This is a genomic window from Massilia sp. Root418 (assembly GCF_001425265.1).
Lineage (GTDB): Bacteria > Pseudomonadota > Gammaproteobacteria > Burkholderiales > Burkholderiaceae_D > Rugamonas.
On sequence record NZ_LMEC01000022.1, the window covers coordinates 135,614 to 160,888 of the forward strand.

Genomic DNA, 25,275 nt, shown 5'->3' on the forward strand with positions numbered 1-25,275 from the left:
AGGCCGCCGAAGCGGCGCCGGCTGAGGGGAGAGGTCGTCGGCACCGCTATCCGCTTACATGAACTTGTACTTGAGGTTGACGGACAGCGAACGGCCGCGCGCATCGGCCACGCGCGGATCCCAGCCTGCACCCACCACTTCATCCACGTTGTGCGCGGTGAACGGCGGGGTCTTGTCGAACAGGTTCAGGATGCCCACCGTGATGGTGGCGTTCTTGTAGCCGGTGTAGGTGCCCGTCAGGTCATACTTCTCGTAGTGCTTCACGCGCGGCACGAAGCCGGCCGGCGGCGTGCCCTTGCCGCCGTTGGGCACCTGGTCGTTGTAGCCGGTGGAGAAGTTCTGCGTAAACAGCGCGCTCCAGTCGCCCTTCGCCACGCTGATGCTGGCGTTGTGCTTCCAGCGCAGGTAGATGTCGCGGCTGTTGAAGATGCCCACGTTTTCCTTGTACGGCTGGCCTTCGAATTCGGCGAACTTGAAGCTCTTCATGTAGGTGCCGTCCAGCTTGGCCACCCACTTGTAGCCTTCCACTTTGCCGTCCGCCTGCAGGCCCAGGTCGGCGCCGCGGGTTTTCAGGCCGGCCGCGTTGATCCAGCCCGCTTCCACGTGGTCGATGACGCCGGTGGCGGGATTGCGCACGATGTACTCGGGCAGGAACTGCCAGTTGGCCAGCACCACTTGCGGGGTGCGGTTCAGGATACGGTCCTGGATGTTGATGGCCCAGAAGTCCAACGAGGCCGAGAAGCCGCGCACCGGCTCCACCACGATGCCCAGCGTGCCCTGCTTGGAGGTTTCAGGCTTCAGGCTGGGATTGCCGCCGGTGTTGTAAGCCAGGCGCGGAATGGCGCAGAACAGCGGGTTGCCCGGATTCTTGGCGCAGCCTTCCTGGTCGATGATGCCGTTCGGCAGTTCCTGCGACAGGCGGCCCGCGTACAGCTGGGTGAAGCTCGGCGCCAGGAAGCCCTTGTTGGCCGAACCGCGCAGCACCAGGTTGCTGGTCGGCTGGTAGCGGAACGACACTTTCGGGTTGGTGGTGGCGCCGATCACGCTGTAATCGTCGCGGCGCACGGCCAGCTGCACTTCCAGGTCTTTCAGCACCGGCACCAGCAGTTCGGCGTAGACCGCGCGCACGTCGCGCGAGGCGCCGCTCAGGGACGCGTTACCCGGCGACAGCAGGATCTTGGTGGCGTCCACGTCTTGCGCGAAGCCATAGGTTTCCTTGCGCAGGTCGAAGCCCGCCGCCATCGACACGGCGCCGGCCGGCAGCTGCATCACTTCGCCGGAGACCGAGCCGTCCAGCTGGGTCATGGTGGTCTTGCCGTGCTGGAAGGCGCCGATGTACTTGGTCGACTCGATCAGCTGCATCGCTTCGGCGGTCTGGCTCTGGCCCGGCGCCAGCCAGGGATTGATCTTGCCGCTGCCCAGGGCCGCGTAGATCTTGTCGGTGTAGCCGTAGCCGTCCACCAGGGCGGTCTTGGTGGTGCTTTCCGCGCGCGACAGGCCCAGCTTGTAGTCCCACTTGCCCATCAGCAGGCCTTCGGCGGCCAGCAGCAGGCGGTAGTTCTCGGTCACGTTGTTCTGCGTGCGGTCGCCCCACGGCGTGCTGCGCCACTTGTAGATGATGGGCTTGGTCTTGTCGTAGCTCGGGATGTACTGCGACAGGTCCTGGTAGTAGGGGCCGTTGACCGGGTAGGCGGCGCCGTTGGCCAGGCTGGTGGAAATCTGCACCGGCGTGAAGGAGGCGGTCGCCTCGGTGCGCGAGCCGAGCAGCTCGAAGAACACCTTGTGGTTGTCGTTGATCTTCAGGGTGCCGCGCGAGACGGCGTTGGTGCGCTCGACCGGGAAGCTGATCACATAATCGGCGCCGTAGTCGTAGGCGCAGGAATACTTGGAACGGGTGACGGCGGTGACGTCCTTCCACAGGTCGCTCTGGTACTGCGACATGCCGGGGATGGTGTCGCACTTGCCTTGCAGGCTCAGCAGGCCGGCCTGCAGGTAGGTGGTGCTGTCGCCCGGCATTTTGAAACCGGTGCCCAGCGCGGTGCCGGCGCCGGTGAGAATGTTGGCGAACGGGGTGCCGGTGGTGTCCGGCGACAGGCCGCGCGCAGGCTGGAAGCCGTTGGCGAAGTCGCGCTGCCTGGAGCTGAGCTTGTCGTTGTTGTCGTGCGTGACGGAGGCCATGATGTTCCAGCCGTCGCTTTGCAGGTCGCCCAGGCCGCCCAGCGCGGACACGCGGCGGTTCATGCCGCCGCCGTGTTCGGTGCCGTTCAGCGTGGTGGACAGTTCCAGGCCTTTATAGTCGGTCTTCAGGATGAAGTTGACCACGCCGCCGATGGCGTCGGTGCCGTAGATGGCGGAAGCGCCGTCCTTCAGGATTTCCACGCGGGCGATGGCGCCCAGCGGGATGGAGTTCAGGTCCACCGCCTTGCCGGAGGCGCCGTGGTTGCCCACGCGGCGGCCGTTCAGCAGCACCAGCGTGGCGTTCGGGCCCAGGCCGCGCAGGGAGGCGAAGGAGGCGCCGCCGGACACGCGGTCGGCGTCGGCGCCGAACACGTTATTACCTGAGGTCATATTGTCGGCGCCGGTGCCGCTGGCGGAAATGGTGCGCAGCAGCTGCTCGGTGTCGGTGATGCCGGCCTTTTCGATCGCGTCGAAGGTGACCACCTGCACCGGCAGCGCGCCTTCCTTGGCCACGCGCTTGATGCTGGAGCCGGTGATTTCCACCCGCTGGATTTGCTGCGGGGCAGCCTGCTGAGCCATTACGGGACTTACTACACCTATCAGCGCAATCATCTGCGCGAGCTTTTTAACCTTCACCGTACTCTCCCTTGATTTGAACGAACTCTTGACTGCCCGGCGCCGGGCACGGCGTCTTGCGCACCGCATGAAAATTCAGAGTAGCGCTTTGCACTCCGCGCTATCCAATGAAAATAGCTCACTTGGCCATAACTTTTAGGAATGATAATAAGAAATTCAATCAGGGCGCCATTTTAGTGAGCTGATTCCGCTCCGCAACGTCCAAATCAAGATAACGCCAGTTTGTGAACTCCACGGGGTGGCGGATGTAGTTTTTTAGCCACGGTTGCCGGATATCGGCGGAAATCGGGTGGGTCAGCAGCACCCACGGGTTGTAGGCGTGGATCAGCTGGTTCATTTCCCGGTACAGCACGCGGCGCTCCGGCGTATCGCCCAGCTGGCGGGCCTGCTCGTAGCGGCGGTTGTATTCCGGCAGGTTGAAGCGCGCGTAATTGGCGCGGCCACTGTTGGGGCCGTACAACAATTGCAAGTAGTTGTCACCGTCCGGGAAGTCGGCAATCCAGTTGGTCTCGAACATCATCACCTTGCCCAGGCGCGAAGCCTTGATGATCTCGGTCTTCTTGTCGCTCTTGAACTGCACCTGCAGGCCGATGGCGTTCAGGCCCTTGCGCCACAGCTCGTCGCGCAGGCGGCCCACCATGGACGGCTCGGAATGCATGGTCAGCAGCAGCGGCTGGCCGTTGGGCAGGGTGCGGTAGCCGTTCTTGCCGACGCGGTAGCCGTAGCGGTCCAGCAGGGCCTTCGCCAGCGCCGGGTTGTAGCTGACCGGGCTGCGGTAGGCCGGGTCGTAGCCCAGCACATTGGGCGGCAGCGGCGACTGCGCGGGCAGGGCCAGGCCTTTTTTCAGCAGGGCCACGTCCTCCGGGCTGTTGTAGCTGAGCGCGATGGCGCGCCGCAGCGCCACCTTGTCCTTGCTGTAGCCGCCGATGAGCGGGTCTTCCATGTTCATCCACATGTAGTAGGTCTGCAGCACGGGGAAGGGCGACAGTTGCATGCCTTTTTTCGCCAGCTCGGGCTTGAGCTCGGGCGCGGCGGTGTCGGCGCGCAGCACCATGTCCTTCATGGACTCCGGCACCTGTTCGATGTAGTCGAACTCGCCGTTCAGGAAGCCCAGCATGCGCGACTGGTATTCCTCCATGATCTTCACCTCGATGCGGTCCACCAGCGGCAGGCGCTTGCCTTCCAGCGCGGCGGCGGCGGCGCGGTATTCGGGCGCGGCGCCGGCGCCATGAAATACGGTGGGGCGGAAATCCGGGTTGGCTTGCAGGGTGATCTTGTCGCTGCGTTTCCACTCGCCCACCATGAAGGGGCCGGTGCCGACCGGGTGGTTGCCCATCTGGCTGCCGTAGGCTTCGGCTACTTCGCGCGCGACCACGCCGGTGGCGGGCATGGCCAGGTAGTAGAGGAAGTTGGGGTCCGGAGCACTGAGGCGGATGCGCAGCGTGTATTTGTCCAGCGCCTGCAGGCCGGGGATGGCGGTGGCGTGGCTGAATTTGGTCTTGAGCGCCGCGTCGCCGGCGAGCTTGCCTTCCAGCAGGAACAGCCAGGGGGATTTCAGTGCGGGGTCGTACAGGCGCTTGAGGCTGTAGACGTAGTCTTCGGCGGTGACTTCGCGCTGCTTGCCCTTGAAGGCGGGATCGGGCGTGAAATGGATGCCGGGAGTGAGCTGGAAAGTGTAGGTCAGGCCGGCCTGGTCCACTTGCGGCATGGCGCGCAGGGTGTTGGGCTGCAGCGTGACCGGGCGCGCCAGGTAGTCGTAGCGCAGCAGCGGGTCGTACAGGTTTTCCAGCAGGGCCAGGGTGGCGATGTCGGAAGCGACGGCCGGGTCCAGGCCAGTTTCGCCTGTGGAGAGGAAAGCGTGCAGGACTTTCGGGGCGGCGGCCGGCGCGATGACCGGTGCGTCGGCGGCGGCGGCGTGCCCTGCGGCCAGCGCCAGCGACAGCGCAGCGGCGCCCAGCGCGCGCTGCCACGGCCTTGCCAGGTTAGCGCCCAAGTTAGCGGCCAGGTTAGCTGCCATGTTCTTCTTTCCTCGCTCTATCAAAACCGCCACAGGATACGGCATCGGGCCGCTGCCTGACCATGAAATCCGGCCCGCTGCGTATAACTTTTTTGCATGTGCGGCCAGCATTCTTTCATCGCGGCATAATGCCGTGGCTCTATACTTTGCCTGCAAAATCGCTCTGTCACCCTCGTTATCGGAAATATCGTCCATGTCGCTCAATTACATCTGGTCTGGCTTCTTCCTGGTCGGCTTCGCGGCTGCCTTCGCGCAGTGGCTGTTCCTGGGCGATAACGAAATTTTCAAAAAGGTTATCGACGGCACCTTCGACTCCGCCAGGATGGGCGTAATGGACATTGCGCTGCCGCTGGCCGGCGTGATGACCTTGTGGCTGGGCATTATGAACATCGGCGAAAAAGCCGGCGTGGTGGGCTGGCTGGCCAAAGTGATCGCGCCCTTCTTCTCGCGCATCTTCCCCGAGGTGCCGAAAGACCACCCGGCCAACGGCCACATGGTGATGAATTTTTCCGCCAACCTGCTGGGCCTGGACAACGCGGCCACGCCCTTCGGCCTGAAGGCGATGGAAAGCCTGCAGACGCTCAATCCGAGCAAGGACGAGCCCACCAACGCGCAGATCATGTTCCTGGTACTGCACACCTCGGGCCTGACCCTGATTCCGCTGGCCATCATGGCGCAGCGCTCCATCCTCGGTGCGGCCGATCCGGCCGACATCTTCATTCCCTGCATGATTGCGACCTATGTGGCCACGGTGGCGGGCATCATTGCGGTGTCCATCCGCCAGCGCATCAACCTGTTCGACAGCGTGGTGCTGTCCTGGCTGGGCGGCATGACCTCGGCCATCGTGGCGCTGATCTGGTACTTCACGCAATACCTGACCAAGGCCGAGATCGCCACCGTATCCAAGGTGGTGAGCAACGCCGTGCTGATCGGGGTGATCACGATCTTCATCGTCGGCGCGCTGCGCAAGAAGGTGAACGTGTACGAAGCCTTCATCGAAGGCGCCAAGGGCGGCATCCAGACGTCGCTCACCGTGATCCCCTACCTGGTGGGCATGCTGGTGGCCATCAGCGTGATCCGCAACGCGGGCGTGTTCGGCTTTGTCATGAACGGCTTCAACTGGCTCTTCAGCGGCATCGGCATCAACACCGACTTCGTGCCCGCGCTGCCCACCGCGCTGATGAAGCCGCTTAGCGGCAGCGGCTCGAAAGCCATGATGATCGACGCCATGAACACCTACGGGGTGGACTCCTTCGTCGGCCGCCTGGCCTGCGTGTTCCAGGGCTCGGCCGACACCACCTTCTACATCGTGGCGCTGTACTTCGGCTCGGTCGGCATCCGCAAGACGCGTTATGCTATCTCCTGCGGCCTGATCGCCGACCTGGCCGGCGTGCTCACCGCCATCGGCGTGTCTTACGTGTTCTTCCATCAAGGATAATTATGTTCCGTCGCCTGATCCTGGTTTCCCTGCTGGCCGCGGCCGGCGCCGTGCACGCCCAATTGCCGGAGCCGATGGCGCGCGCGCTGCAGGCGGCCGGCATTCCCGAGGACGCGGTGGGCGCCGTGGTGCTGCGCGGCGGCGTGCCGCTGGTGTCGCACAACCCGGACCGCCCCATGCAGCCGGCCTCGACCATGAAGCTGGTGACCACCCTGGTGGGGCTGGACCAGCTGGGGCCGGTGTTCAAGGCGCGCACTGAGCTGCGCAGCGGCGCCGAGGTGGTGAACGGCGTGCTGCAAGGCGACCTCTACCTGCGCGGCGGCGCCGATCCGGACTTCAACGAAGACGTGCTGGTGCACATGCTGGAAAAGCTGCGCACGCAAGGCATCCGTAAGATAGAAGGCGACCTGGTGCTGGACCGCCAGCTGTTCCAGCCCGCCCGCACCGACCTGGGTCTGGCGCCGTTCGACGAGTCGCCCGAGGCCTACTACAACATCATCCCGGACGCGCTGCTGCTGAACATGAACCTGCTGCGCGTGAACCTGGCTTCGACTGGCAACAAGCTCAAGCTGGACATGCTGCCGCAGCTGGAGCGCGTGACCATCGAATCCGACATGCGCCTGGTCGACGCCGACTGCGCCAAGTGGGACGACGGCTGGAAGCTGCCGGATTACACCCGCAAGGGCAGCAAGATCATCGTGCGCCTGCACGGTACCTTCCCGAAGAATTGTAGCAAGACCACCGTGATCAACGTGCTGGAGCGCAACGACTACACCGAACGCCTGTTCCGCAGCACTTGGGCGCGCTTGGGCGGCATCTTCACCGGCACCGCGCGCGAAGCAGCGCCAGCAGCGCTTTCCGCTGCGGCATCGGCCGCCGCAACGGGCCTGGGCGCCGCCGGCCACGCCGCCGCGCCAGCCGCCCCAGCCGGCACGCGCCTGCTGGCCGAGCACGTCTCCCGCCCACTGGCCGAGGTGCTGCGCGACATCAACAAGCCGTCCGACAACGGGCTGGCCCGCACCTTGTTCCTGACGCTGGGTTCACTGGAGCCTGATCCCGTGCTGGGCAGCCGCCCCATCCCTGCACTGCCGCTGGCCGCCTCGCCGGCCGCCAGCCCTGCCGTGCTGCCCGGCGACTCGCTGAGCAGCGACACCGCAGCGCCCGCCGCCACGCAAGCAGCTCTGGCCACTGCTGCGGCTGCGGAGGCAGCCACGCCATCCCGCAGCGCCATGATCCCGGGCGGCGGCGAAGCCATTGTCCCCGCCGCGACCAACCTGACCGCCGCCCGCGCCGAGCAAGTCATCCGTGCCTGGATGCAGCGCCACGCCATCGACGACACCGGCCTGGTGCTGGAAAACGGCTCCGGCCTGTCGCGCCTGGAACGCGTGCGCCCGGCGCAAATGGCCGGCCTGCTGCAAGCGGCGCAAAAAAGCCTGTGGATGCCCGAGTTCCTGACCAGCCTGCCCATCGCGGCAGTGGACGGCACCATGAAGCGCCGCCTGAAAGACAGCCCCGCCGCCGCCCGCGCGCGCGTGAAGACCGGCACGCTGAAAAACGTGGTCGCCATCGCCGGCTACGTGCCGGACGCGAACGGCGAACTGTGCATCGTCGTGGCCATGATCAACCACGAACTGACCGGCAACGGCAACGGCCGCAAGGCCATAGACGCCCTGATCGACTGGGTGGCGCAGAGCGGACGATAGGCCCGGCCTGGCGGCAACTATCCCTGCATTATGCGGGTTCCAACTGGCGGCTCGGCTTACTCCGCCTCGCGGCACCCAGCCGTCGGGCGCCGTGACGATATCAGCCGGCTGATAGCCGCGCAATGTGTCGTCGATAGCAGAACGGAATGGCGTTTCGGGGTCCGCCACAAGCCAACTCAGCTTGTTTCAGCCACGTTTTGGCAAAGCCGCGCTTGCCACCGGCTAGCGACTGGGCTACCTTCAGGCTAATCCTACACTTCAAGGAGCCCATGATGAAATGCCCGGTTTGCGGCGGCCCTGGACTGGTACGCGATACGAGAAACCTGCAGTACAACTACCACGGGCACACCGCCACCATTCCCGATGTGACGGGTGAGTTCTGCAATGCTTGCGGGGAAGTGACACTGGACGCGGCGGAAGCCAAGCGCTACAGCGAAGCGGTGGACGCGTTCGTGGCCCACGTGGACGCCGCCGAGGACGCGCGCACTACAGCACGCGCGTAAAACTGGCGCGCACCTGCACGCGGTCGCCGCAGTCGAAGTGCCACCATTCGCTATTGATGCCGGTGAAGCCGGCCTGGAACATGGCGCCGCGCAGCAGCTCGCGGTTGGCGATCTGCCCGGCAGTTATCGCGCCTTTGGCCAGCATGGCCTGCTCCAGCGCCGGATGGGACAGCTCGGTCAGGTCGTCGAAGCCGGTGCCCATGTCCAGCTCGCGGCCCTGCTCGTCCAGGATGGTGATGTCCACCGCCATGCCGAAGGAATGGATGGAGCCGCGCACCGGGTCGGCTAGGTAGCCGAGCAGTTCGGTGCCTTGCAGCGCGGCCCACAGTTCCTCCTGCACGCGCTGCGGACGCAGCGCGTCCAGCACCAGCAGCTTGCAGCCGGGACGGCGCTCGGCCAGCCAGGCCACGGCTTGTTCCAGCGCGGCGGCCGCGTCGCGGTGCAGCCAGGCGCAGTCGTGTGGGGAGTACAGGTCGCGGCCGACGAAGTTGTCCGGCGTGGCGTAGCGCAAGTCGATGGCGATGCCGGCGATGCTGCTCAGATGCCGGTAGTCCGGACTGGACGGCACATCTTCGTTGCGGATGGATTTCATGCTCAGGCTTTCTTTTCCAGGCAGGCACGCGCGGCACTGGCGATGCAGCCGGCCAGCTGGCGCGCGCCGTGCGACAGCGGCGCATGGCCTGCCGTAAGCAGATACAGTTGCACCGGGATGGCCGGCGCCCACGGGCGGCGCTGCACCAGCGCGCCGGACGCGGACGCGGCCGTGAAGGGGTCGACCACGGCCATGCCGCCGCCCGCTTCCACCAGCGAGCGGGCGATCTGGTAGGTCTGCACCACCGTGTGGAACACGGGGTGCAGCCCTTGCGCTTCGCAGGCCGCCACCACCATCTCGCCCAGCGGGTCGTTGTCGGCGTGGCCGATCAGTTCGCCCGTCAGGCCGGGCGCAGCCAGGGGCGTGGCGCAGTCGGTCGCGCTCCAGGTGCCGGCGGGGGCGATCACGGTCATGACCCCTTGCGCCAGCGGCTCGGCGACAATGCCGGGGTGGCGCGGGTCCTGCAGCGACAGGGCCAGGTCGGCTTCGCCCAGGCGCAGGGTGTTGACGATTTCACTGGTGTGGTGGGTGGCCAGCTCGCAGCGCGTGCCGGGGAATTCCTTGCGCCAGGCGCTCATGGCCAGCGGCAGCACGCTGATGGCCACGGTGGGCGTGGACACCAGGCGGATGGTTTCCAGCGCGCGGCCCTTGAGGCTGGCCGCCAGGCGGCGGATGCCCTGCAGGTCGCGGTTCAGCTTTTCCGTTTCGGCGAACAGGCGGTGCGCCTCGGGCTTGGGGTAGAGCTTGCCGCGCACGCGCTCGAACAGCGGCATGCCCAGCTGCAGCTCGCAATGCTGCAGCACCTTGGTGACGGCGGGCTGCGAAATGTGCAGCACCTGGGCCGCGCCGCTGATGGTGCCGACCTGCATAATGGCGTGGAACACTTCTATATGGCGCAGCCGCATTACTCTATCCTCGATCCGGCGCCGCAGGGCCTTCCCTGCGGAATCCGTGCAGGATAGGGGAAAGCAGGGTGCGGCGCAATGCCATGGGCTTGGTGGAACTCAGTGGGCCTCGGTGGGCTGTGCCGGCTCGGCGGGCTGGACCGGCGGCACCGGCGCTGCCGCCGGGGCCGCAGGAACGGCGGCCGGCAGCGGCGCCGCAGGGCGGATCACCTCGTTCTTCGGCGTCGGCGCCAGCACTTGCAGGATGGCGGCCGATTCGGCGTCCGGATTGCCGTCGAAACGCGCCGGGCGGTATTTCGACTGGAAGGCGAACATCACGTTGCGGGTGGCTTCGTCCAGCACGCCGCTTTGCGGCACGGCGTAGCCATGCTGGGCCAGCCGTTTCTGGAACCAGGCCACGTCCGGCAGCTGGGTCTCGAATATTGCCCGCTGGGCCGCCACCTGGCCGGCGTCCGGCCAGGTGATCAGCCCCGCAGCAGCAAGCTGGTGCCACGGGAACAGCGGACCCGGGTCCTGCTTGCGCTGCGGCGCGATGTCGCTGTGGCCGAGGATGTTCTGTGGCGGAATGTTGTGGCGGGCGACAATCTGTTTCAGCAGCGGGATCAGCTGGTCCATCTGCGCCTGCGGGAAGGGATACCAGACACGGCCTTCCGGCGTCTGCTTGAAGCCCGGATTGACAATCTCGATGCCGATCGACATGGGATTGAGGTTGCTATACGTTTTCCAGCTGCTCACGCCGGCATGGTTGGACATGCGCGACTCGTCCACCAGGGTATAGAACTTGGGCTCGGCCTCGTCGGTCAGCAGATAGTGACTGCTCACTTCCTGCTCGGTGAGGATCTTGATCGAGCGCGGCAGGTCGGACACCGTGTAGTGGATCACGATGAACTTGACGCGGCTGCTCTGGCTGCGCGCGGCCAGGCTGTTGTCCAGGCGCGGCGGCGGCGTGGCGCAACCCGCCAGCAGGGCGACCAGGAAGGTGAGCAGGATTTTATTCAAAACGGGTCTCCGGGCGGTTGCGTGAGGTTAATGTTTGGGCTGGGCCGCCATGCGGGCGGCGGCGAAATGGGGCTGGGCGGTCTTGCGGCGCAGCGGCACCTCCGGCGGCAGGGTGGCGCGCATGGTTTCCGCAATCAGCGGGTGCAGCTCGGCGGCGCGTCCCGCCAGCACCACCGGGCGCACGCCGAAGCGCGACACCAGGGCCGTGGCCAGCCGCGCCAGTTCGCGTCCGGCTTGCTGCAGGATCAGGCGGGCGGCCTGGTCGTGCTCGGCGCTGGCGGCGACTGCCAGCGCCAGCTTGCCCACTTCGCCACGCTCGCGGCCGTAGATGAACTGGCGCGAGAAGGACCAGTCGCTGCCGCCGACGTGCTCGAACACGCAGCGCGCCATGGCGGAATCTTCCCAGGCGCCCGGTTCCTCATCCTCGCGGCGCCAGATGCGGCGCAGCGCTTCGCGCGCGATCCAGAAGCCGCCGCCGCCATCGTCCAGGGTCACGCCCCGGCCGCCGGCGCGGTGGAACACGCCGCTGTCGTCGATGAAAGCGGCGATGGAGCCGGTGCCGGCGTACACCAGGTAGCCTTCGCCCGGCTGGAAACTGTCCAGGTAGGCGATTTCGATGTCGTTGGACACGATGACGGTGTCCGGGTGCATGCCCAGCAGCTCGGCCAGCCATTCGACCAGCAGTTCGCTGTCGCCGCCGAAGCCGGTCAGCCCCGCGCACACGCGCTGCGGGCGGCCACTCGCCAGCACGTCCTCCGCCAGGGCGGAAAACGTGGCGCGCACCGCGCTGCGGCCTGCCGCGTTGCCCATCTGTAAAGCCGACAGGCCCGCCACGCTGCCTTCGGCAACGATGGTGCCGGCCGCGTCGGCCAGCGCCCAGCGCGTTTGCGTGCCGCCCGCGTCGATGCCCAGGCCCAGCGTGGTGTCCGTGTCAGATTTACCCATAGTGCCAGAGTGTAAAGTGAAATGCGGCCGGGATTTAATGAAACCTTGGCCGCACACCATGCCCTAAGGTTATAGCCAGCCTGCGGCCATGCTTACAACTGCGGCGATACCCGCGCGCTTTCGTTGCCCAGGCGGTCCACCGCGCTCACCACCACGGCGCGGGCCGCCACGCCCGCCTCGTCCGCCAGGGTGACTTCGCCGCGCGTGGCGGGGGCCACCGTGAAACGCCACTCCTCGCCGTAGCGCGCCCAGATGGCGAACTGGGTGGCGCTCTTGCCCGCGCTCAGTTTCAGGTCCAGCCCGGCCGTGCCGCGCCGCGCCCCCACCGTCGGCGCGCCCGGCGTGTCCGATCCCAGCCATGGCGACGGCGGGATCAGCGCGGCGCTCTGGTAGCTGACCGACTTGAGCTGGTCGCTGATGCCTTTGCGGTTCTGCATCAGCGCGGCAATGCTGAAATGCACATGGCCGATGCTGTTGACGCCCCGTCCGGCGCGGCTGCGCGTGACGCCGATCTGCTTGACGATTTCCTCCGGCTCGAACGATTTCACGCTGCCGTCGATGCGGCTGGTGTACAGGCCCGGCCACACGTGGCGGCCGCGCGTGTTTTCGCGCAGCCAGTAGTCGAGCAGCACGTCGAACGCTTGCGGCGGCGGCGAAATGGCCCAGTACAGCTGCGGCGCCAGGTAGTCCAGCCAGCCGTTTTTCAGCCACAGTTCGGCGTCCGCGTACAGCTTGTCGTACTGGCTGAAGCCGAGGATGCCGGGCGGGCGGCGGTCCGGGCGGCCGATGCCGAAGGGACTGATGCCGAAGCGCACCCACGCTTTTTCGCGGTGGATGCCGGTGTACATGGCTTCGATCAGCTGGTTGACATTTTGGCGGCGCCAGGAGGCGCGGTCGAGCTGGCCCCCGCCGGCCAGATAGCGTTGCCAGGCGGGCTGGTCGGGAAAGTCCAGCTCGGGACGCGGCGCCCCGCTGGCTGGGGCGTTGCCGGCTTCCAGCGCGGCCGCTTCGCCCGCCACGCCCGGCGCTTCGATCGGGTAGGGATAGAAATAGTCGTCGATGTGCACGCCGTCGATGTCGTAGCGCTTCACCACGTCCAGGATCACGTCCAGCGTGTGCCGGGACGCTTCCGCTTCGCCCGGGTCCATCCACTGGTAGCGGCCATAGGTTTTCACCGTCTGCGGCTTGGTCATGGAAATATGGTCGCGCGAGTTGGGGGACTTGGCGGTGGCGTGGCGCGCGCGGTAGGGGTTGAACCAGGCGTGCAGTTCCAGGCCGCGCGCATGGGCCTGGTCGATCCAGAACTTGAGCGGGTCGTACATGGGCGAGGGCGCCTTGCCCTGCTGGCCGGTCAGGTACTCGGTCCACGGTTCCAGCTCGGAGGGATAGATCGCGTCCGCGCTCGGGCGTACCTGCAGCACGATGGCGTTCAAATTGAGCGCCTTGGCGCGGTCCAGGATGGCGATGGCTTCGGACTGCTGCCTGGCCACCGGCAGGCCGGCGCGGCTGGGCCAGTCGATATTGGCCACGGTGGACACCCAGGCGGCGCGGAACTCGCGCGGCGCCGGCGGCGGCACGGGACCGGTCAGGCTGGACGGCGGCGCCGTCCCCGCGCCGGGTTCGGTGGCGGGCCCGGCGCCGGGCGCGGACGGCATCACCGGGCCGCTGCCCGCCGCGGGCGTGACCGGCGTGCTGGAGCAGGCGCCCAGGAAGGCCGCCACTGCGGCGGCGGCGGCGGCACTGGCGGCAGCGGCCAGGGTGTGCCGCTTGTTCGGGTCAAAAGCCAAATCCGTATCCTCGATTCAATTGATGCGGCCGTATTGTACCTGCCTCATTCCCGGCCGAAGGCCGGATCCACCTTCACCAGTGCGGTCATGATGAAGCCCGGTATGGTGGCCAGGCAGACCCACATGAAGAAGTGCTGGTAGCCCAGCATCTGCTGTATCCAGCCGCTGGCCATTTGCGGCAGCATCATGCCCAGCGCCATGAAGCCGGTGCAGATGGCGTAATGCGCGGTCTTGTGCGGGCCGTCCGCCACCATGATCATGTACAGCATGTAGGAGGTGAAACCGAAACCGTAGCCGAACTGCTCGGCCGCCATCAGCGCGGAAATCAGGTAGATGTTCTCGGGCAAGGCGCTGGACAGGTAGACAAACACCAGGTCGGGCACGTGCACCGCGAACGCCATCGGCCACAGGCAGCGCTTGAGGCCGAAGCGCGAGATCACCACGCCGCCCGCCAGGCCGCCCAGGGTGAGCGCGATAATGCCGATGGTGCCGTACACCAGCCCCACTTCCTGGTTGCTCAGGCCCAGGCCGCCCTTGGCGATCGGATCCAGCAGGAAGGGCACGGCCAGCTTCAGCAGCTGCGCTTCGCCCAGGCGGAACAGCAGCAGGAAGCCCAGCGTGACGGCGATGCCCTTCTTGCGGAAGAAGGAGGCGAAGGTGGCGAAGAATTCGCGGAACAGGTCGCCACCGGCGGGCGCGCGCACGTCGGCGGCGGGCCTGGGCAGCAGGAAGAAATGGTAGGCGAACAGCACGCCGAACAGGCCGGCCAGGATGAACAGCACGATGGACCAGGCCACGTGCGGGTCGCCCAGCTGGTCGGTCAGCTGGCCGGCCAGGTAAAGCAGGCCGCCCTGGCCGGCGATCATGGCCAGCCGGTAGAAGGTGGAGCGCACCCCGACAAAGGCGGCCTGCTGCTGCTGGCGCAAGCCCAGCATGTAGAAGCCGTCGGCGGCAATATCGTGGGTGGCGGAACTGAAGGCCATCAGCCACAGCACGGCCAGGCTGGCGCGGAAGAAGTCCGGCAGATGCATGGTGAGCGCCACCCCGGCCAGCGCGGCGCCGATCACCAGCTGCAGCGCCACGATCCACATGCGCTTGGTGCCCAGCAACTCCACCACGGGCGACCACAGCGGCTTGATCACCCACGGCAGGTACAGCCAGCCGGTGTAGAGCGCGATATCGGTATTGGAAATGCCGGTGTTCTTGTACATCGCCACCGACAGCGTCATCACTACGACATACGGAATGCCCTGGCCGAAATACAAACTGGGGATCCACCACCAGGGGCTACGTTGAAGCGCGTCTTTCATTCCGTCCTTGCTGTCTCGGGTTATTTCTGCAGCGCCGCCCTCACACTGCCTTGGGCCTGTTCCAGCGCGGCGCGCGCCTGCTCCACGCTCTGCCGGTTGAGCAGCGCGACGACAGCGACCTTGACGTGGAAGTTGCACTGCTCCAGCGTGGCGCGGGCGGCGGCTTCATCCACGCCGGTGGCGTGCATGGTCAGGCGCACGGAGCGCTGCACCAGCTTGGCGTTGGTGGGCTTCAAGTCTACCATCAGGTTGCCATACACCTTGTGCAAACGCACCATGAGCGCGCTGGAAATGGTATTGAGCGCGATCTTCTGCGAAGTGCCCGCCTTCAGGCGGGTACTGCCGGAGATGACTTCTTCCCCGGTGTCCAGCGTGATGCCGATTTCGGCTTCCAGCGCCACCGGCGCGCCGGTATTGTTGGCCAGGCCGACTGTCAGCGCGCCGGCTTCGCGCGCCGCGTGCAGCGCGCCCAGCACGTAGGGCGTGCCGCCCGAGGCCGCCAGCAGGAAGACCACGTCGTTGGGGCCGGGCGCCAACGCCAGCAGGTCGGCCGCGCCTTGTGCGCGGTCGTCCTCGGCGCCTTCCACCGCCTGGAACATGGCGCCGTTGCCGCCGGCCAGCAGGGCCAGCGCGCGTTCGTTGGGCCAGGAAAAGGTGGGGTTGAGTTCCACGCTGTCGAGCACGCCGAGCCGGCCCGAGGTGCCGGCGCCGGCGTAGATCAGGCGTCCGCCGGCCTGCATGCGCGGCACGGAGGCCGCCACGGCGGCGGCGATGGTCGGCGCGGCCGCCTGCACGGCGCGCACGGCGTTGAACTGGTCGTCGATGAAGGCGGACACCAGCTCGGTGTCCGGGTATTGGTCCAGCTGCGCGTGCTGCCGGCTAGGTGTTTCGGTTTTTAACATCGTCATCTGTCGGTAGTGATACGATGAGACCAGTGTAATACCAAACTGCACCCAAGCTGCAGGCCCCGTCCATGAAAGCTCGATGCGCGGGCATGCCTAAAAGTTATGCTGCGCCATGCTGCGCGATGCTGCGGGATGCTGCAGGTTACGCAGGCGCCCGGCGCATTTCGGCCACGAAGTCGTAGTGGTCGCTGCGGCAATACGAGTGGGTCAGCTCCACCGCTTCGCCCGATTCCAGGTAGGCGATGCGGGTAATGAACAGCACGGCCTGGCCTTCCGGCACGTCCAGCTGGCGCGCCAGTTCGCCCGAGGCGTTCATGGCGCGGATGTGCTGCAGCGCGCGCGACGGCGCCTTGCCGGACGCGTCCAGGAATTCATACAGGGAATCGCCGATCGCCTCCGGGCGCGGCACCACGCTTTGCGGCAGCACGCTGACCTCGTAGGCCATCACCACGTCGTCCGCCAGCCGCAGGCGCTCCAGGCGCGCCACTTTGCTGTTGGGTGAAAGGGCCAGGCTCATCTGCTCGTCCGCGCTGGCGCTGACGATGGCGCGCTTGAGCCAGCGCGAACCGGGCTTGTAGCCGCGCTGCTGCAGCTGCTCGGAAAAACTGGTGAGGTTGGACAGGGGCTGTTCGATGCGCGGGGCAATGTAGTTGCCGGAACCGCGGCGGCGCACCACGAGCCCCTGCTCCACCAGCTGGTCGATGGCTTTGCGGGCGGTAACGCGCGAGACGTTCAACAATTCGGACAACGTGCGCTCGGACGGCAGCGCCTGGTCGACCTGGTAGCGCCCATTGCGCACATCGTCGCTCAACTTGCGTGCAATCTGCATATACAGCGGCGAATTGTCTTTTGCATCGGCTTGAAATTCAACGCTGGTCTGGCTCATACGGTATCTCCTAAGGCGTCTAGTGTAATAGCGATGGCCAATTTGCGCTCATTTTTGGTTGCATGAAAATATACTGGCATCGCATAGCGTCAAGTTATGTGCGGATGAAACGATTTCATTAGGCGCCGCCACGCCCGGCCCGTATGCTCATTCCGACAACAACTCGACAAGGAAACAGGCGATGAAACCGGGTATGCGCGTACTGCTGGGATGGGCCTTGGTGGGCGGCGGACTGATGCATGCCGTGGCCGGCGATGCGGCGGCGCCTTCAGCAGCATCGGCGGCGGCCACGGCGCAGCTGGACCGCGAACTGGCCGCCGTCGTCAACGACCCGCAGCATCCGCTGTCCGGGCTGTCCGTGCTGGCCATCCGCGACGGCAAGGTGGCATATCAGCAACAGTTCGGCCTGCGCCGCATCGACACCGCCGGCACCGGCAGCACCGCCCCGGTGACGCCCGCCACCATGTTCCGCATCGCGTCCATCTCCAAGATGATGACCACCTTCGGCCTGATGAAACTGGTGGAGGAAGGCAAGCTGGCGCTGGACGCGGATGCCGGCAGCTATCTGGGCTTCCCGCTGCGCAACCCGCACTTTCCCGGGCAGGCCATCACCCTGCGCCACCTGCTCACCCACACCTCGTCGCTGCGCGACGACGCCGGCTATTCCTGGGGCGCGGACACGGCGCTGCGCGACGTGCTGCTGCCCGGCGGCGGCAAATACGGCAGCGGCGCCATGTGGGCGCAGGGCAGCAGCGCCGCGCCCGGCGCCTACTTCACCTACTGCAACCTGAACTGGGGCGTGATCGGCACCATCATGGAGCGCGCGAGCGGCGAACGGTTCGACCGCCTGATGAAGCGCCTGCTGCTGGCGCCGATGGGCTTGCGGGGCGGCTACAACACCGCCGAGTTCTCGCCCGCCGAAGTGGCGGACACGGCCACCTTGTACCGCAAGCGCACCACCGACACGGAAGTGTGGAACCCGGCCGGCCCCTGGATCGCGCAGGTGGACAACTTTGGCGTGGCCGCGCCCGCCGCGCCGGCCGGCATCGGCGGCTACGCCGTTGGCAGCAACGCGACGCTGTTCAGTCCCACCGGCGGCCTGCGCATCTCGGCGCCGGACATGGGCAAGATCATGCTGATGCTGATCAACCAGGGCCGGCACGAAGGCAGGCAAATCCTGAAGCCGGACACGATCAGGTTGATGTTCAGCGAACAATGGACCAACAATGGGAAGAACGGCGACACCTTGCGCGGCCTGTACCACAGCTGGGGCCTGGGCGCGCAGCGCTTCCCGGACGTGCCCGGCAGCGGCAACCGCCTGGTGCAGGGCGGCGGCTTCAGCGCAGTAGGCCACCTGGGCGAAGCCTACGGCCTGGTGTCCACCTTTGCGGTGGACCTGGAACGGCGCAACGGCCTGGTATCGCTGATCGGCGGCTTCGGCACCGACCCGGAAAGCTATCCGGGCCGGTACTCCGCGCTGGTGCGTTCCGAGGAGCTGATCCTGACGGCGCTGTACCGGCGCGCCGTGCTGGGCAGGACCGACTGAGGCGCCGGTGTTGGACATCACCCAAGGTTATGGCTTGCGCATGACGATTCATTGGAAAGAAGCAGGGCCTGCCGCCACACTCTGAAACATCTTCATTAAACGGTTCTCCAGATGCAGCACGGTACACAGCAGGACGCACAGCAGGTAGTGGTCATCGGCGGCGGCGTGGTGGGTCTGGCATCGGCCTGGTGGCTGCTGGAGGCCGGCTACCGCGTGACGCTGCTGGAACGTGCGCCCACCGTGGGCAGCGCGTCGAGCTACCGCAACGGCGGCCAGCTGAGCTACCGCTATGTGGCGCCGCTGGCGGACGCCGGCGTGCCGCTGAAGGCGCTGCAATGGATGTTTCAGGAGGATGGCCCGCTGCGCTTCCGTCCCGAAGCCGACCTGCGCCAGTGGCGCTGGCTGGCCAGCTTCCTGGCCAACTGCAACGCCGCCAGCAACCACCGCACCACCGCCAAGCTGCTGGAATTGGGCGAGCTGAGCCGCAACGCCATGGCGCAGCTGGAACTGGTGCTGCCGCTGTCGGAATTCGCGTGGCGCGACGCCGGCAAGCTGGTGGTGTACCGCTCCCGAAAAGTGTTCGACGCCGCCGTGGCGCGGCCGGACGCAGAAGGCAACCGCCAGGTGCTGACGGCGGCCGACACGGCGCGCATGGAACCGGCGCTGGCCGAACTGAGTCCGCAGCTGGCGGGCGGCATCTACAACAAGGGCGAAGCGGTGGCGGACTGCCATGTGTTCTGCCTGGCGCTGGAACAACGGCTGCGCGCGCATCCGCGCTTCCAGGGCGTGCTCCACGCCGAGGCGCGCGGCATCTTCGCCGAACACGGCCGCATCACCGCCATCGACACCAGCGAGGGATGGATCTCGGCGGACCAGTTCGTGCTGGCTGCCGGCATCCAGAGCCGCGACCTGGCCGCCAGCGCCGGCATCTATCTGCCGCTCTACCCGCTGAAAGGCTACAGCCTGACCGCGCCCATCCGCGCCCAGGACTGCGCGCCGGAAATCAGCGTTACCGACTTCGAACGCAAGGTGCTGTACGCGCGCATCGGCGACAGCCTGCGCATCGCGGCCATGGTGGACATGGTGGGCGAGGACACCAGCCTGGACGGCGGCCGGGTGGCGGGCCTGAAGCGCCTGGCACGCGCCGCCATGCCGACGGCAGCCGACTACAGCCGCGCCGAAGCCTGGGCCGGCCTGCGCCCCGCCACGCCCAACAGCTCGCCCATCATCGGCGCCACGCGCTACCCGAACCTGTGGCTGAACGTCGGCCACGGCCCGCTCGGCTTCACTTTTGCCTGCGGCACCGCCGCCCTGCTGGCCGACCTGATGCGCGGCAAATCCACCCCCTTCGCCCTCGACGGCCTGACCCTCGCCGCCTGACATCGGCCCCAAGACGTACCGCCGCAGCCGTTATGGCGGATAATTGCGGGATGTCCAAGTCCAAATCTCCAGCGGGCTGCCCATGCGGCGGGCCGTCCTTCGCCACTTGCTGCGGCCCTTATATAGAGGGCGCGGCGCTGCCGCCCTCGGCCGAGGCGCTGATGCGCTCGCGCTACAGTGCCTACAGCCTGGGCATCGAGCCTTACCTGCAAGCCACCTGGCATCCCAGCACCCGCCCGCAAGAACCCATCATCAGCAGCGATGAAAAATTGCAATGGCTGGGACTTGAGGTAAAATCTGCTTTACGTTTACGTCAACGTAAAGCAGACCGGGCGGACAACGAGGATTTTGTTGAATTCGTGGCACGCTTTCGCGTCAACGGACGCGGCCAGCGCCTGCACGAAGTCAGCCGCTTTCTGCGCGAGCCTTCCCCGGAAGGGCTGCGCTGGTTTTACGTAGACGGTACTTTCCCCGAATAGACAGCCCGCGCCGGAGACAGCGCGACCAGAACAAGAGGAACCCGAATGCCGCACATCGAAAGCAAACTCAATCCGCGCAGCGAGGACTTCAAGTCCAACGCGTCCGCCATGCAAGCCCTGGTCGATGACCTGCGCGACAAGGTGGCCAGGATTGCCCAGGGCGGCGGCGAGGCGGCCAGCGCCAAGCACGTTGCGCGCGGCAAGCTGCTGCCGCGCGACCGCGTGCAGATGCTGCTCGATCCCGGCACGCCCTTCCTCGAATTCTCGCAAATGGCCGCCTACGGCATGTACCAGGACGCCAAGGGCGTGGACGCGGCGCCGGCCGCCGGCATCATCACCGGCATCGGCCGCGTGGCGGGCCAGGAGTGCGTCATCGTCTGCAACGACGCCACTGTCAAGGGCGGCACCTACTACCCCATCACGGTGAAGAAGCACCTGCGCGCGCAGGAAATCGCCGACCAGAACAACCTGCCATGCATCTACCTGGTGGACTCGGGCGGCGCCAACCTGCCCAACCAGGACGACGTGTTCCCGGACCGCGACCATTTCGGCCGCATCTTCTACAACCAGGCCAATATGTCGGCCAAGGGCATCCCGCAGATCGCGGTGGTGATGGGTTCCTGCACCGCCGGCGGCGCCTACGTGCCGGCCATGAGCGACGAGTCCATCATCGTCAAGGAGCAGGGCACCATCTTCCTGGGCGGCCCGCCGCTGGTGAAGGCTGCCACTGGCGAGGTGGTGACGGCGGAAGACCTGGGCGGCGGCGACGTGCACACGCGCCTGTCCGGCGTGGCCGACCACCTGGCGCAGAACGACCTGCACGCGCTGTCGCTGGCGCGCACCATCGTCTCCAACCTGAACCGCACCAAGCCGCAGCAGATGGCCTTGCGCGCGTCCGTCGAGCCGAAATATCCGACCCAGGAACTGTACGGCGTGATACCGGTCGATACCCGCAAGCCGTTCGATATCCGCGAAGTGATCGCGCGCATCGTGGACGGCAGCGAGTTCGACGAATTCAAGGCGCGCTACGGCGCCACGCTGGTGTGCGGCTTCGCCCACATCTACGGCATGAAGGTGGGCATTATCGCCAACAACGGCATCCTGTTCTCCGAGTCGGCGCTGAAGGGCGCGCACTTCATCGAGCTGTGCGCCCAGCGCAAGATCCCGCTGGTGTTCCTGCAGAATATCACCGGCTTCATGGTGGGCCGCAAGTATGAAAACGAAGGCATCGCGCGCAACGGCGCTAAGATGGTGACTGCCGTGGCCACCGCCGCCGTGCCGAAGTTCACCGTCATCATCGGCGGCAGCTTCGGCGCCGGCAACTACGGCATGTGCGGCCGCGCCTATTCGCCGCGCTTCATGTGGATGTGGCCGAACGCGCGCATCTCGGTGATGGGCGGCGACCAGGCCGCGTCGGTGCTGGCCACCGTGAAACGCGACGGCATCGAGTCGAAAGGCGGCCAGTGGAGCGCCGAGGAGGAAGCGGCTTTCAAGCAGCCGATCAAGGACCAGTACGAGCACCAGGGCCACCCTTACTACGCCACCGCGCGCCTGTGGGACGACGGCGTGATCGATCCGGCAGACACCCGCATGGTGCTGGGCCTGGGCCTGTCGGCCGCGCTCAATGCCGAAATCCCGGACACGAAGTTCGGCGTATTCCGCATGTAAGGGGAGATATATGGCTTACGAAACCCTGGAAGTGACAATCGCGGGTACACTGGCGACCGTTACGCTGAACCGGCCGGACGTGCGCAATGCGTTCAACGAGAAGACTATCAACGAACTGGCGCTGGCGTTCGATGCGCTGGGCCGCAACGAGCTGGTACGCGCGATCGTGCTAGCGGCCAATGGCGCAGCTTTCTGCGCCGGCGGCGATTTGAACTGGATGAAGGCCATGGCGGGCTATACGCACGCCGAGAACAACGCAGACGCCATGCAGCTGGCGCAAATGCTGCGCACCATCTACCTATGCCCGAAGCCCGTGGTAGCGAAGGTGCACGGCGACTGCTACGCGGGCGGCATGGGCCTGGTGGCCGCGTGCGACGTGGTGGTGGCGGCCGACGTGGCCAACTTCTGCCTGAGCGAAGTGAAGCTGGGACTGATCCCGGCCACCATTTCACCTTATGTCATCAAAGCCATGGGCGAGCAGGCTGCGCGCCGCTACTTCCTGACCGCGGAGCGCTTTGGCGCCGCGGAAGCCTACCGCATCGGCTTCGCCCACGAGGTGGTGCCGGCGGACGGTCTCGACGCGAAAGTCGCGGAGATCGTCAAGGCGCTGCTGGGCAACAGCCCGAACGCAGTGAAGGAAGCCAAGGCGCTGGTGCGCGACGTGGCCGGCCAGCCGGTCACCGATGCGCTGCTGGCCGACACGGCACTGCGCATCGCGCACATCCGCGCGTCGGAAGAGGGCCGCGAAGGCGTCGGCTCCTTCCTGGAGAAGCGCAAGCCGGCATGGCTTGGTTAGCTGAAAAATCGAATGGAGTATGTTTGGAACCGAATTTACAAAGTGATTGGGTAGCACGCAGCCTGCGCAGTGTATGGCACCCGTGCACCCAGATGCAGCACCATGCGCCGGGGGACCATCATGTACCGCTGATCCCGGTCAAGCATGGCCGCGGCGCATGGCTGTACGACCATGAAGGCCGCCGCTACCTGGACGCCATCAGCTCCTGGTGGGTGAACCTGTTCGGCCACGCCAACCCGCGCATCAACGCCGCGCTGAAGGAGCAGCTGGACTCGCTGGAGCACGCCATGCTGGCCGGCTTCACGCACGAGCCGGTGATCGAGCTATCCGAGCGGCTTGCCGCGCTGACGGGCCACCAGCTGGGCCACGCGTTCTACGCATCGGACGGCGCCTCCGCCGTCGAAATCGCATTGAAGATGAGCTTCCACGCCTGGCGCAACCTGGGCCAGTCGCAGAAGCAGGAATTCGTCTGCCTCAAGGGCAGCTACCACGGCGAGACCATCGGCGCGCTGGCCGTGACCGACGTGGCGCTGTTCAAGGACGCCTACGGCCCGCTGCTGCGCGCCACGCAGACGGTGATGTCGCCGGACGCGCGCCAGGCGGCGGAAGGCGAAACCGCGCAGGACGTGGCACGCCGCGCCGCTGCCGACGTCGAGCGCCTGTTCAGGGAACGCGGCGACAAGATCGCCGCCATCATCATCGAGCCGCTGGTGCAGTGCGCCACCGGCATGGCGATGCACGACCCGCTCTACCTGCAGCTGGTGCGCGCCCTGTGCGACCAGCACTCCGTGCACCTGATCCTGGACGAAATCGCCGTCGGCTGCGGCCGCACCGGCACTTTCTTCGCCTGCGAGCAGGCCGGCATCTGGCCGGACTTCCTGTGCCTGTCGAAAGGCATCAGCGGCGGCTACCTGCCGCTGTCTCTGGTGCTCTCGCGCGACGAAATCTACCAAGCCTTCTACAGCGCCGACGTCACGCGCGGCTTCCTGCACTCGCACTCCTACACCGGCAACCCGCTGGCCTGCCGCGCCGCGCTGGCCACGCTGGACATTTTCGAGCAGGACAACGTGCTGGAAGCGAACAAGCTGCGCGCCGCGCGCCTGAGCAAGGCGCTGGAGCCGCTGGCGAACCACGAACGCATCAGGAATGCGCGCAACCGGGGCATGATCTGGGCCTTCGACGCCATCGACGCCGGCCCCACTTTTTCGCGCCGCTACTTCGCCGAAGCCACGCGCCAGGAGCTGCTGCTGCGCCCTATCGGTCCGACCATCTACCTGATGCCGCCCTATATCCTTGACGACGAGGAAATCGACGGCCTGGCCGCCCGCACCCTGTCGGTGTTCGAAGCAACGATAGCGGGTGCATGATGGAACTGTTGACCAAACTCCAATCCCAGCTGGACACGCTGGAAGAACGCAGCCTGATACGCAAGCGCCGCACGGTCGATTCCCCGACCGGCCCGCGCCTGACGGTGGACGGCCGCGAAGTGCTGTGCTTCAGCAGCAACGACTACCTGAGCCTGGCCAGCCATCCGCGCGTGATGGCGGCGCTGCAGGAAGGCGTGGCGCTGTACGGCGCCGGCAGCGGCGCCTCGCACCTGATCAGCGGCCATAGCCGCGCCCACGCGCAGCTGGAAGAACGCCTGGCCGAATTCGTCGGCCCCTACATCGAATCGCCGCGCGCGTTGTACTTCTGCACCGGCTACATGGCCAACCTGGCCGTGCTCACCGGCCTGGCCGCGCACGACAAGGACACCGAGTTCTTCTCCGAGTCCCTGAACCACGCCTCGCTGATCGACGGCGCGCGCCTGTCGCGCACCAGCATCAAGGTGTACGGCCACGCGGACGTGGCGGCGCTGGCCGGCCTGCTGGCCGCCAGCACCGCCGCCAACAAGATCGTGGTCACCGACTCCGTGTTCAGCATGGACGGCGACCTGGCGCCGCTGCCGCAACTGCTGGCACTGTGCGAACAGCACGGCGCCTGGCTGGTGGTGGACGATGCGCACGGCTTCGGTACGCTGGGCGAGAACGGACGCGGCGCGCTGGAGCACTTCCAGCTGCGCTCGCCCTACCTGGTCTACATGGGCACCCTGGGCAAGGCTGCCGGCGTGGGCGGCGCTTTCGTGGCCGCGCATGAAGTGGTGATCGAAACGCTGATCCAGAAAGCCCGCCCTTACATCTTCACCACCGCCGCGCCGCCGGCGCTGGCGCACGCGCTGCTGACCAGCATCGACATTATCGCCGGCGACGAGGGCCGCGCGCGCCGCGCCAACGTGCAAAGCCTGGTGAAACAGCTGCGCGCCGGCCTGCAACTGGAGCGCTGGCAGCACATGCCGTCCGACACGGCGGTGCAGCCCATCATCATCGGCGAGAACCCGGAAACCATGCGCGCCGCGGCAGCGCTGTATGCGCAGGGCCTGTGGGTGGGCGGCATCCGCCCGCCGACAGTCCCGCAGGGCACCTCGCGCCTGCGCGTGACGCTGGCCGCCGGCCACACCGCCGCCGAAGTGGACCAATTGATCGCCGCACTGAATGCACTCGAAAGGACCAGCCATGCGCCTTGAGAATTCGACCATCGCGCCCACGGCCGACGCGCCCGACAT

General features: G+C 66.5%; 20 protein-coding genes. 10 read left to right on the top strand and 10 right to left on the bottom strand.

Annotation, left to right across the window (positions count from 1 at the left end; translation table 11 throughout):
• Nucleotides 1-54 precede the first annotated feature (54 nt).
• Both ASC94_RS21115 and ASC94_RS21120 read right to left on the bottom strand, forming a co-directional pair.
• Nucleotides 55-2,757 carry a TonB-dependent receptor gene (locus tag ASC94_RS21115; RefSeq protein ID WP_229417361.1) on the bottom strand — a complete coding sequence of 901 codons (2,703 nt, stop codon included), beginning with the start codon at nt 2,755-2,757 and terminating at the stop codon, nt 55-57.
• Between the two features lie 217 nt (nt 2,758-2,974).
• Entirely contained in the window at nt 2,975-4,831 is a 1,857-nt protein-coding gene (locus tag ASC94_RS21120) for an ABC transporter substrate-binding protein (RefSeq protein ID WP_082616723.1), read from the bottom strand.
• A gap of 193 nt (nt 4,832-5,024) precedes the next feature.
• Between ASC94_RS21120 and ASC94_RS21125 the strand changes: the two genes are divergently transcribed.
• The 3 genes from ASC94_RS21125 (at nt 5,025) to ASC94_RS21135 (ending at nt 8,475) form a co-directional block, all read left to right on the top strand.
• On the top strand, nt 5,025-6,269 hold the full coding sequence (locus ASC94_RS21125) for a nucleoside recognition domain-containing protein (protein WP_056400129.1): 1,245 nt from the start codon (nt 5,025-5,027) through the stop codon (nt 6,267-6,269).
• Between the two features lie 2 nt (nt 6,270-6,271).
• Nucleotides 6,272-7,972, top strand: coding sequence for a D-alanyl-D-alanine carboxypeptidase/D-alanyl-D-alanine-endopeptidase (locus ASC94_RS21130; protein ID WP_056400133.1), 1,701 nt, complete (start codon nt 6,272-6,274; stop codon nt 7,970-7,972).
• A gap of 269 nt (nt 7,973-8,241) precedes the next feature.
• Nucleotides 8,242-8,475 (top strand): type II toxin-antitoxin system MqsA family antitoxin, encoded by a 234-nt coding sequence (locus ASC94_RS21135; protein WP_157201540.1) that lies wholly within the window; start codon nt 8,242-8,244, stop codon nt 8,473-8,475.
• On the opposite strand, the gene ASC94_RS21140 is transcribed toward ASC94_RS21135, so the two are convergent.
• From ASC94_RS21140 to ASC94_RS21175, 8 genes are all read right to left on the bottom strand, one after another.
• Nucleotides 8,459-9,067, bottom strand: coding sequence for a M15 family metallopeptidase (locus ASC94_RS21140; protein ID WP_056400140.1), 609 nt, complete (start codon nt 9,065-9,067; stop codon nt 8,459-8,461). The two genes, ASC94_RS21135 and ASC94_RS21140, sit on opposite strands and share 17 nt — an antisense overlap.
• A 2-nt stretch (nt 9,068-9,069) precedes the next feature.
• Complete coding sequence (locus ASC94_RS21145) at nt 9,070-9,972, bottom strand: LysR family transcriptional regulator (protein WP_056400144.1); 903 nt, start codon at nt 9,970-9,972, stop codon at nt 9,070-9,072.
• A gap of 99 nt (nt 9,973-10,071) precedes the next feature.
• Entirely contained in the window at nt 10,072-10,971 is a 900-nt protein-coding gene (locus tag ASC94_RS21150) for an N-acetylmuramoyl-L-alanine amidase (RefSeq protein WP_056400147.1), read from the bottom strand.
• Nucleotides 10,972-10,998: 27 nt separating this feature from the next.
• The gene (locus ASC94_RS21155) at nt 10,999-11,916 is read right to left on the bottom strand and encodes an N-acetylglucosamine kinase (protein ID WP_056400148.1); all 918 of its coding nucleotides are present in this window, start codon (nt 11,914-11,916) and stop codon (nt 10,999-11,001) included.
• A 92-nt stretch (nt 11,917-12,008) separates the two neighbouring features.
• Nucleotides 12,009-13,703: a glycoside hydrolase family 10 protein gene (locus ASC94_RS21160; protein ID WP_056400150.1), complete on the bottom strand. Its 1,695-nt coding sequence runs from the start codon at nt 13,701-13,703 to the stop codon at nt 12,009-12,011.
• 44 nt (nt 13,704-13,747) lie between these two features.
• Nucleotides 13,748-15,013: an MFS transporter gene (locus tag ASC94_RS21165; RefSeq protein WP_056400152.1), complete on the bottom strand. Its 1,266-nt coding sequence runs from the start codon at nt 15,011-15,013 to the stop codon at nt 13,748-13,750.
• A 20-nt stretch (nt 15,014-15,033) separates the two neighbouring features.
• A complete protein-coding gene (locus ASC94_RS21170) occupies nt 15,034-15,915 on the bottom strand; it encodes an N-acetylmuramic acid 6-phosphate etherase (RefSeq protein WP_056400160.1) in 882 nt (293 codons plus the stop codon).
• A 145-nt stretch (nt 15,916-16,060) separates the two neighbouring features.
• Nucleotides 16,061-16,804 carry a GntR family transcriptional regulator gene (locus ASC94_RS21175; protein ID WP_056400163.1) on the bottom strand — a complete coding sequence of 248 codons (744 nt, stop codon included), beginning with the start codon at nt 16,802-16,804 and terminating at the stop codon, nt 16,061-16,063.
• A 181-nt stretch (nt 16,805-16,985) separates the two neighbouring features.
• Here ASC94_RS21175 and ASC94_RS21180 point away from each other — a divergent pair, with 181 nt between their 5' ends.
• The 7 genes from ASC94_RS21180 to bioF all read left to right on the top strand — a co-directional run bounded on the left by ASC94_RS21180 (nt 16,986) and on the right by bioF (nt 25,236).
• A complete protein-coding gene (locus ASC94_RS21180) occupies nt 16,986-18,350 on the top strand; it encodes a serine hydrolase (protein WP_082616725.1) in 1,365 nt (454 codons plus the stop codon).
• A gap of 111 nt (nt 18,351-18,461) precedes the next feature.
• On the top strand, nt 18,462-19,730 hold the full coding sequence (locus ASC94_RS21185) for a D-amino acid dehydrogenase (protein ID WP_056400167.1): 1,269 nt from the start codon (nt 18,462-18,464) through the stop codon (nt 19,728-19,730).
• Between the two features lie 50 nt (nt 19,731-19,780).
• Complete coding sequence (locus ASC94_RS21190; RefSeq protein WP_056400171.1) at nt 19,781-20,209, top strand: YchJ family protein; 429 nt, start codon at nt 19,781-19,783, stop codon at nt 20,207-20,209.
• A gap of 45 nt (nt 20,210-20,254) precedes the next feature.
• Complete coding sequence (locus ASC94_RS21195) at nt 20,255-21,877, top strand: carboxyl transferase domain-containing protein (protein ID WP_056400173.1); 1,623 nt, start codon at nt 20,255-20,257, stop codon at nt 21,875-21,877.
• Nucleotides 21,878-21,887: 10 nt separating this feature from the next.
• Nucleotides 21,888-22,673, top strand: coding sequence for an enoyl-CoA hydratase/isomerase family protein (locus tag ASC94_RS21200; protein WP_056400176.1), 786 nt, complete (start codon nt 21,888-21,890; stop codon nt 22,671-22,673).
• A gap of 23 nt (nt 22,674-22,696) precedes the next feature.
• Nucleotides 22,697-24,040, top strand: coding sequence for an adenosylmethionine--8-amino-7-oxononanoate transaminase (gene bioA / locus ASC94_RS21205; RefSeq protein ID WP_056400178.1), 1,344 nt, complete (start codon nt 22,697-22,699; stop codon nt 24,038-24,040).
• Complete coding sequence (gene bioF, locus ASC94_RS21210) at nt 24,040-25,236, top strand: 8-amino-7-oxononanoate synthase (RefSeq protein ID WP_056401451.1); 1,197 nt, start codon at nt 24,040-24,042, stop codon at nt 25,234-25,236. The genes bioA and bioF overlap by 1 nt, the downstream gene beginning before the upstream one ends.
• Nucleotides 25,237-25,275 lie beyond the last annotated feature (39 nt).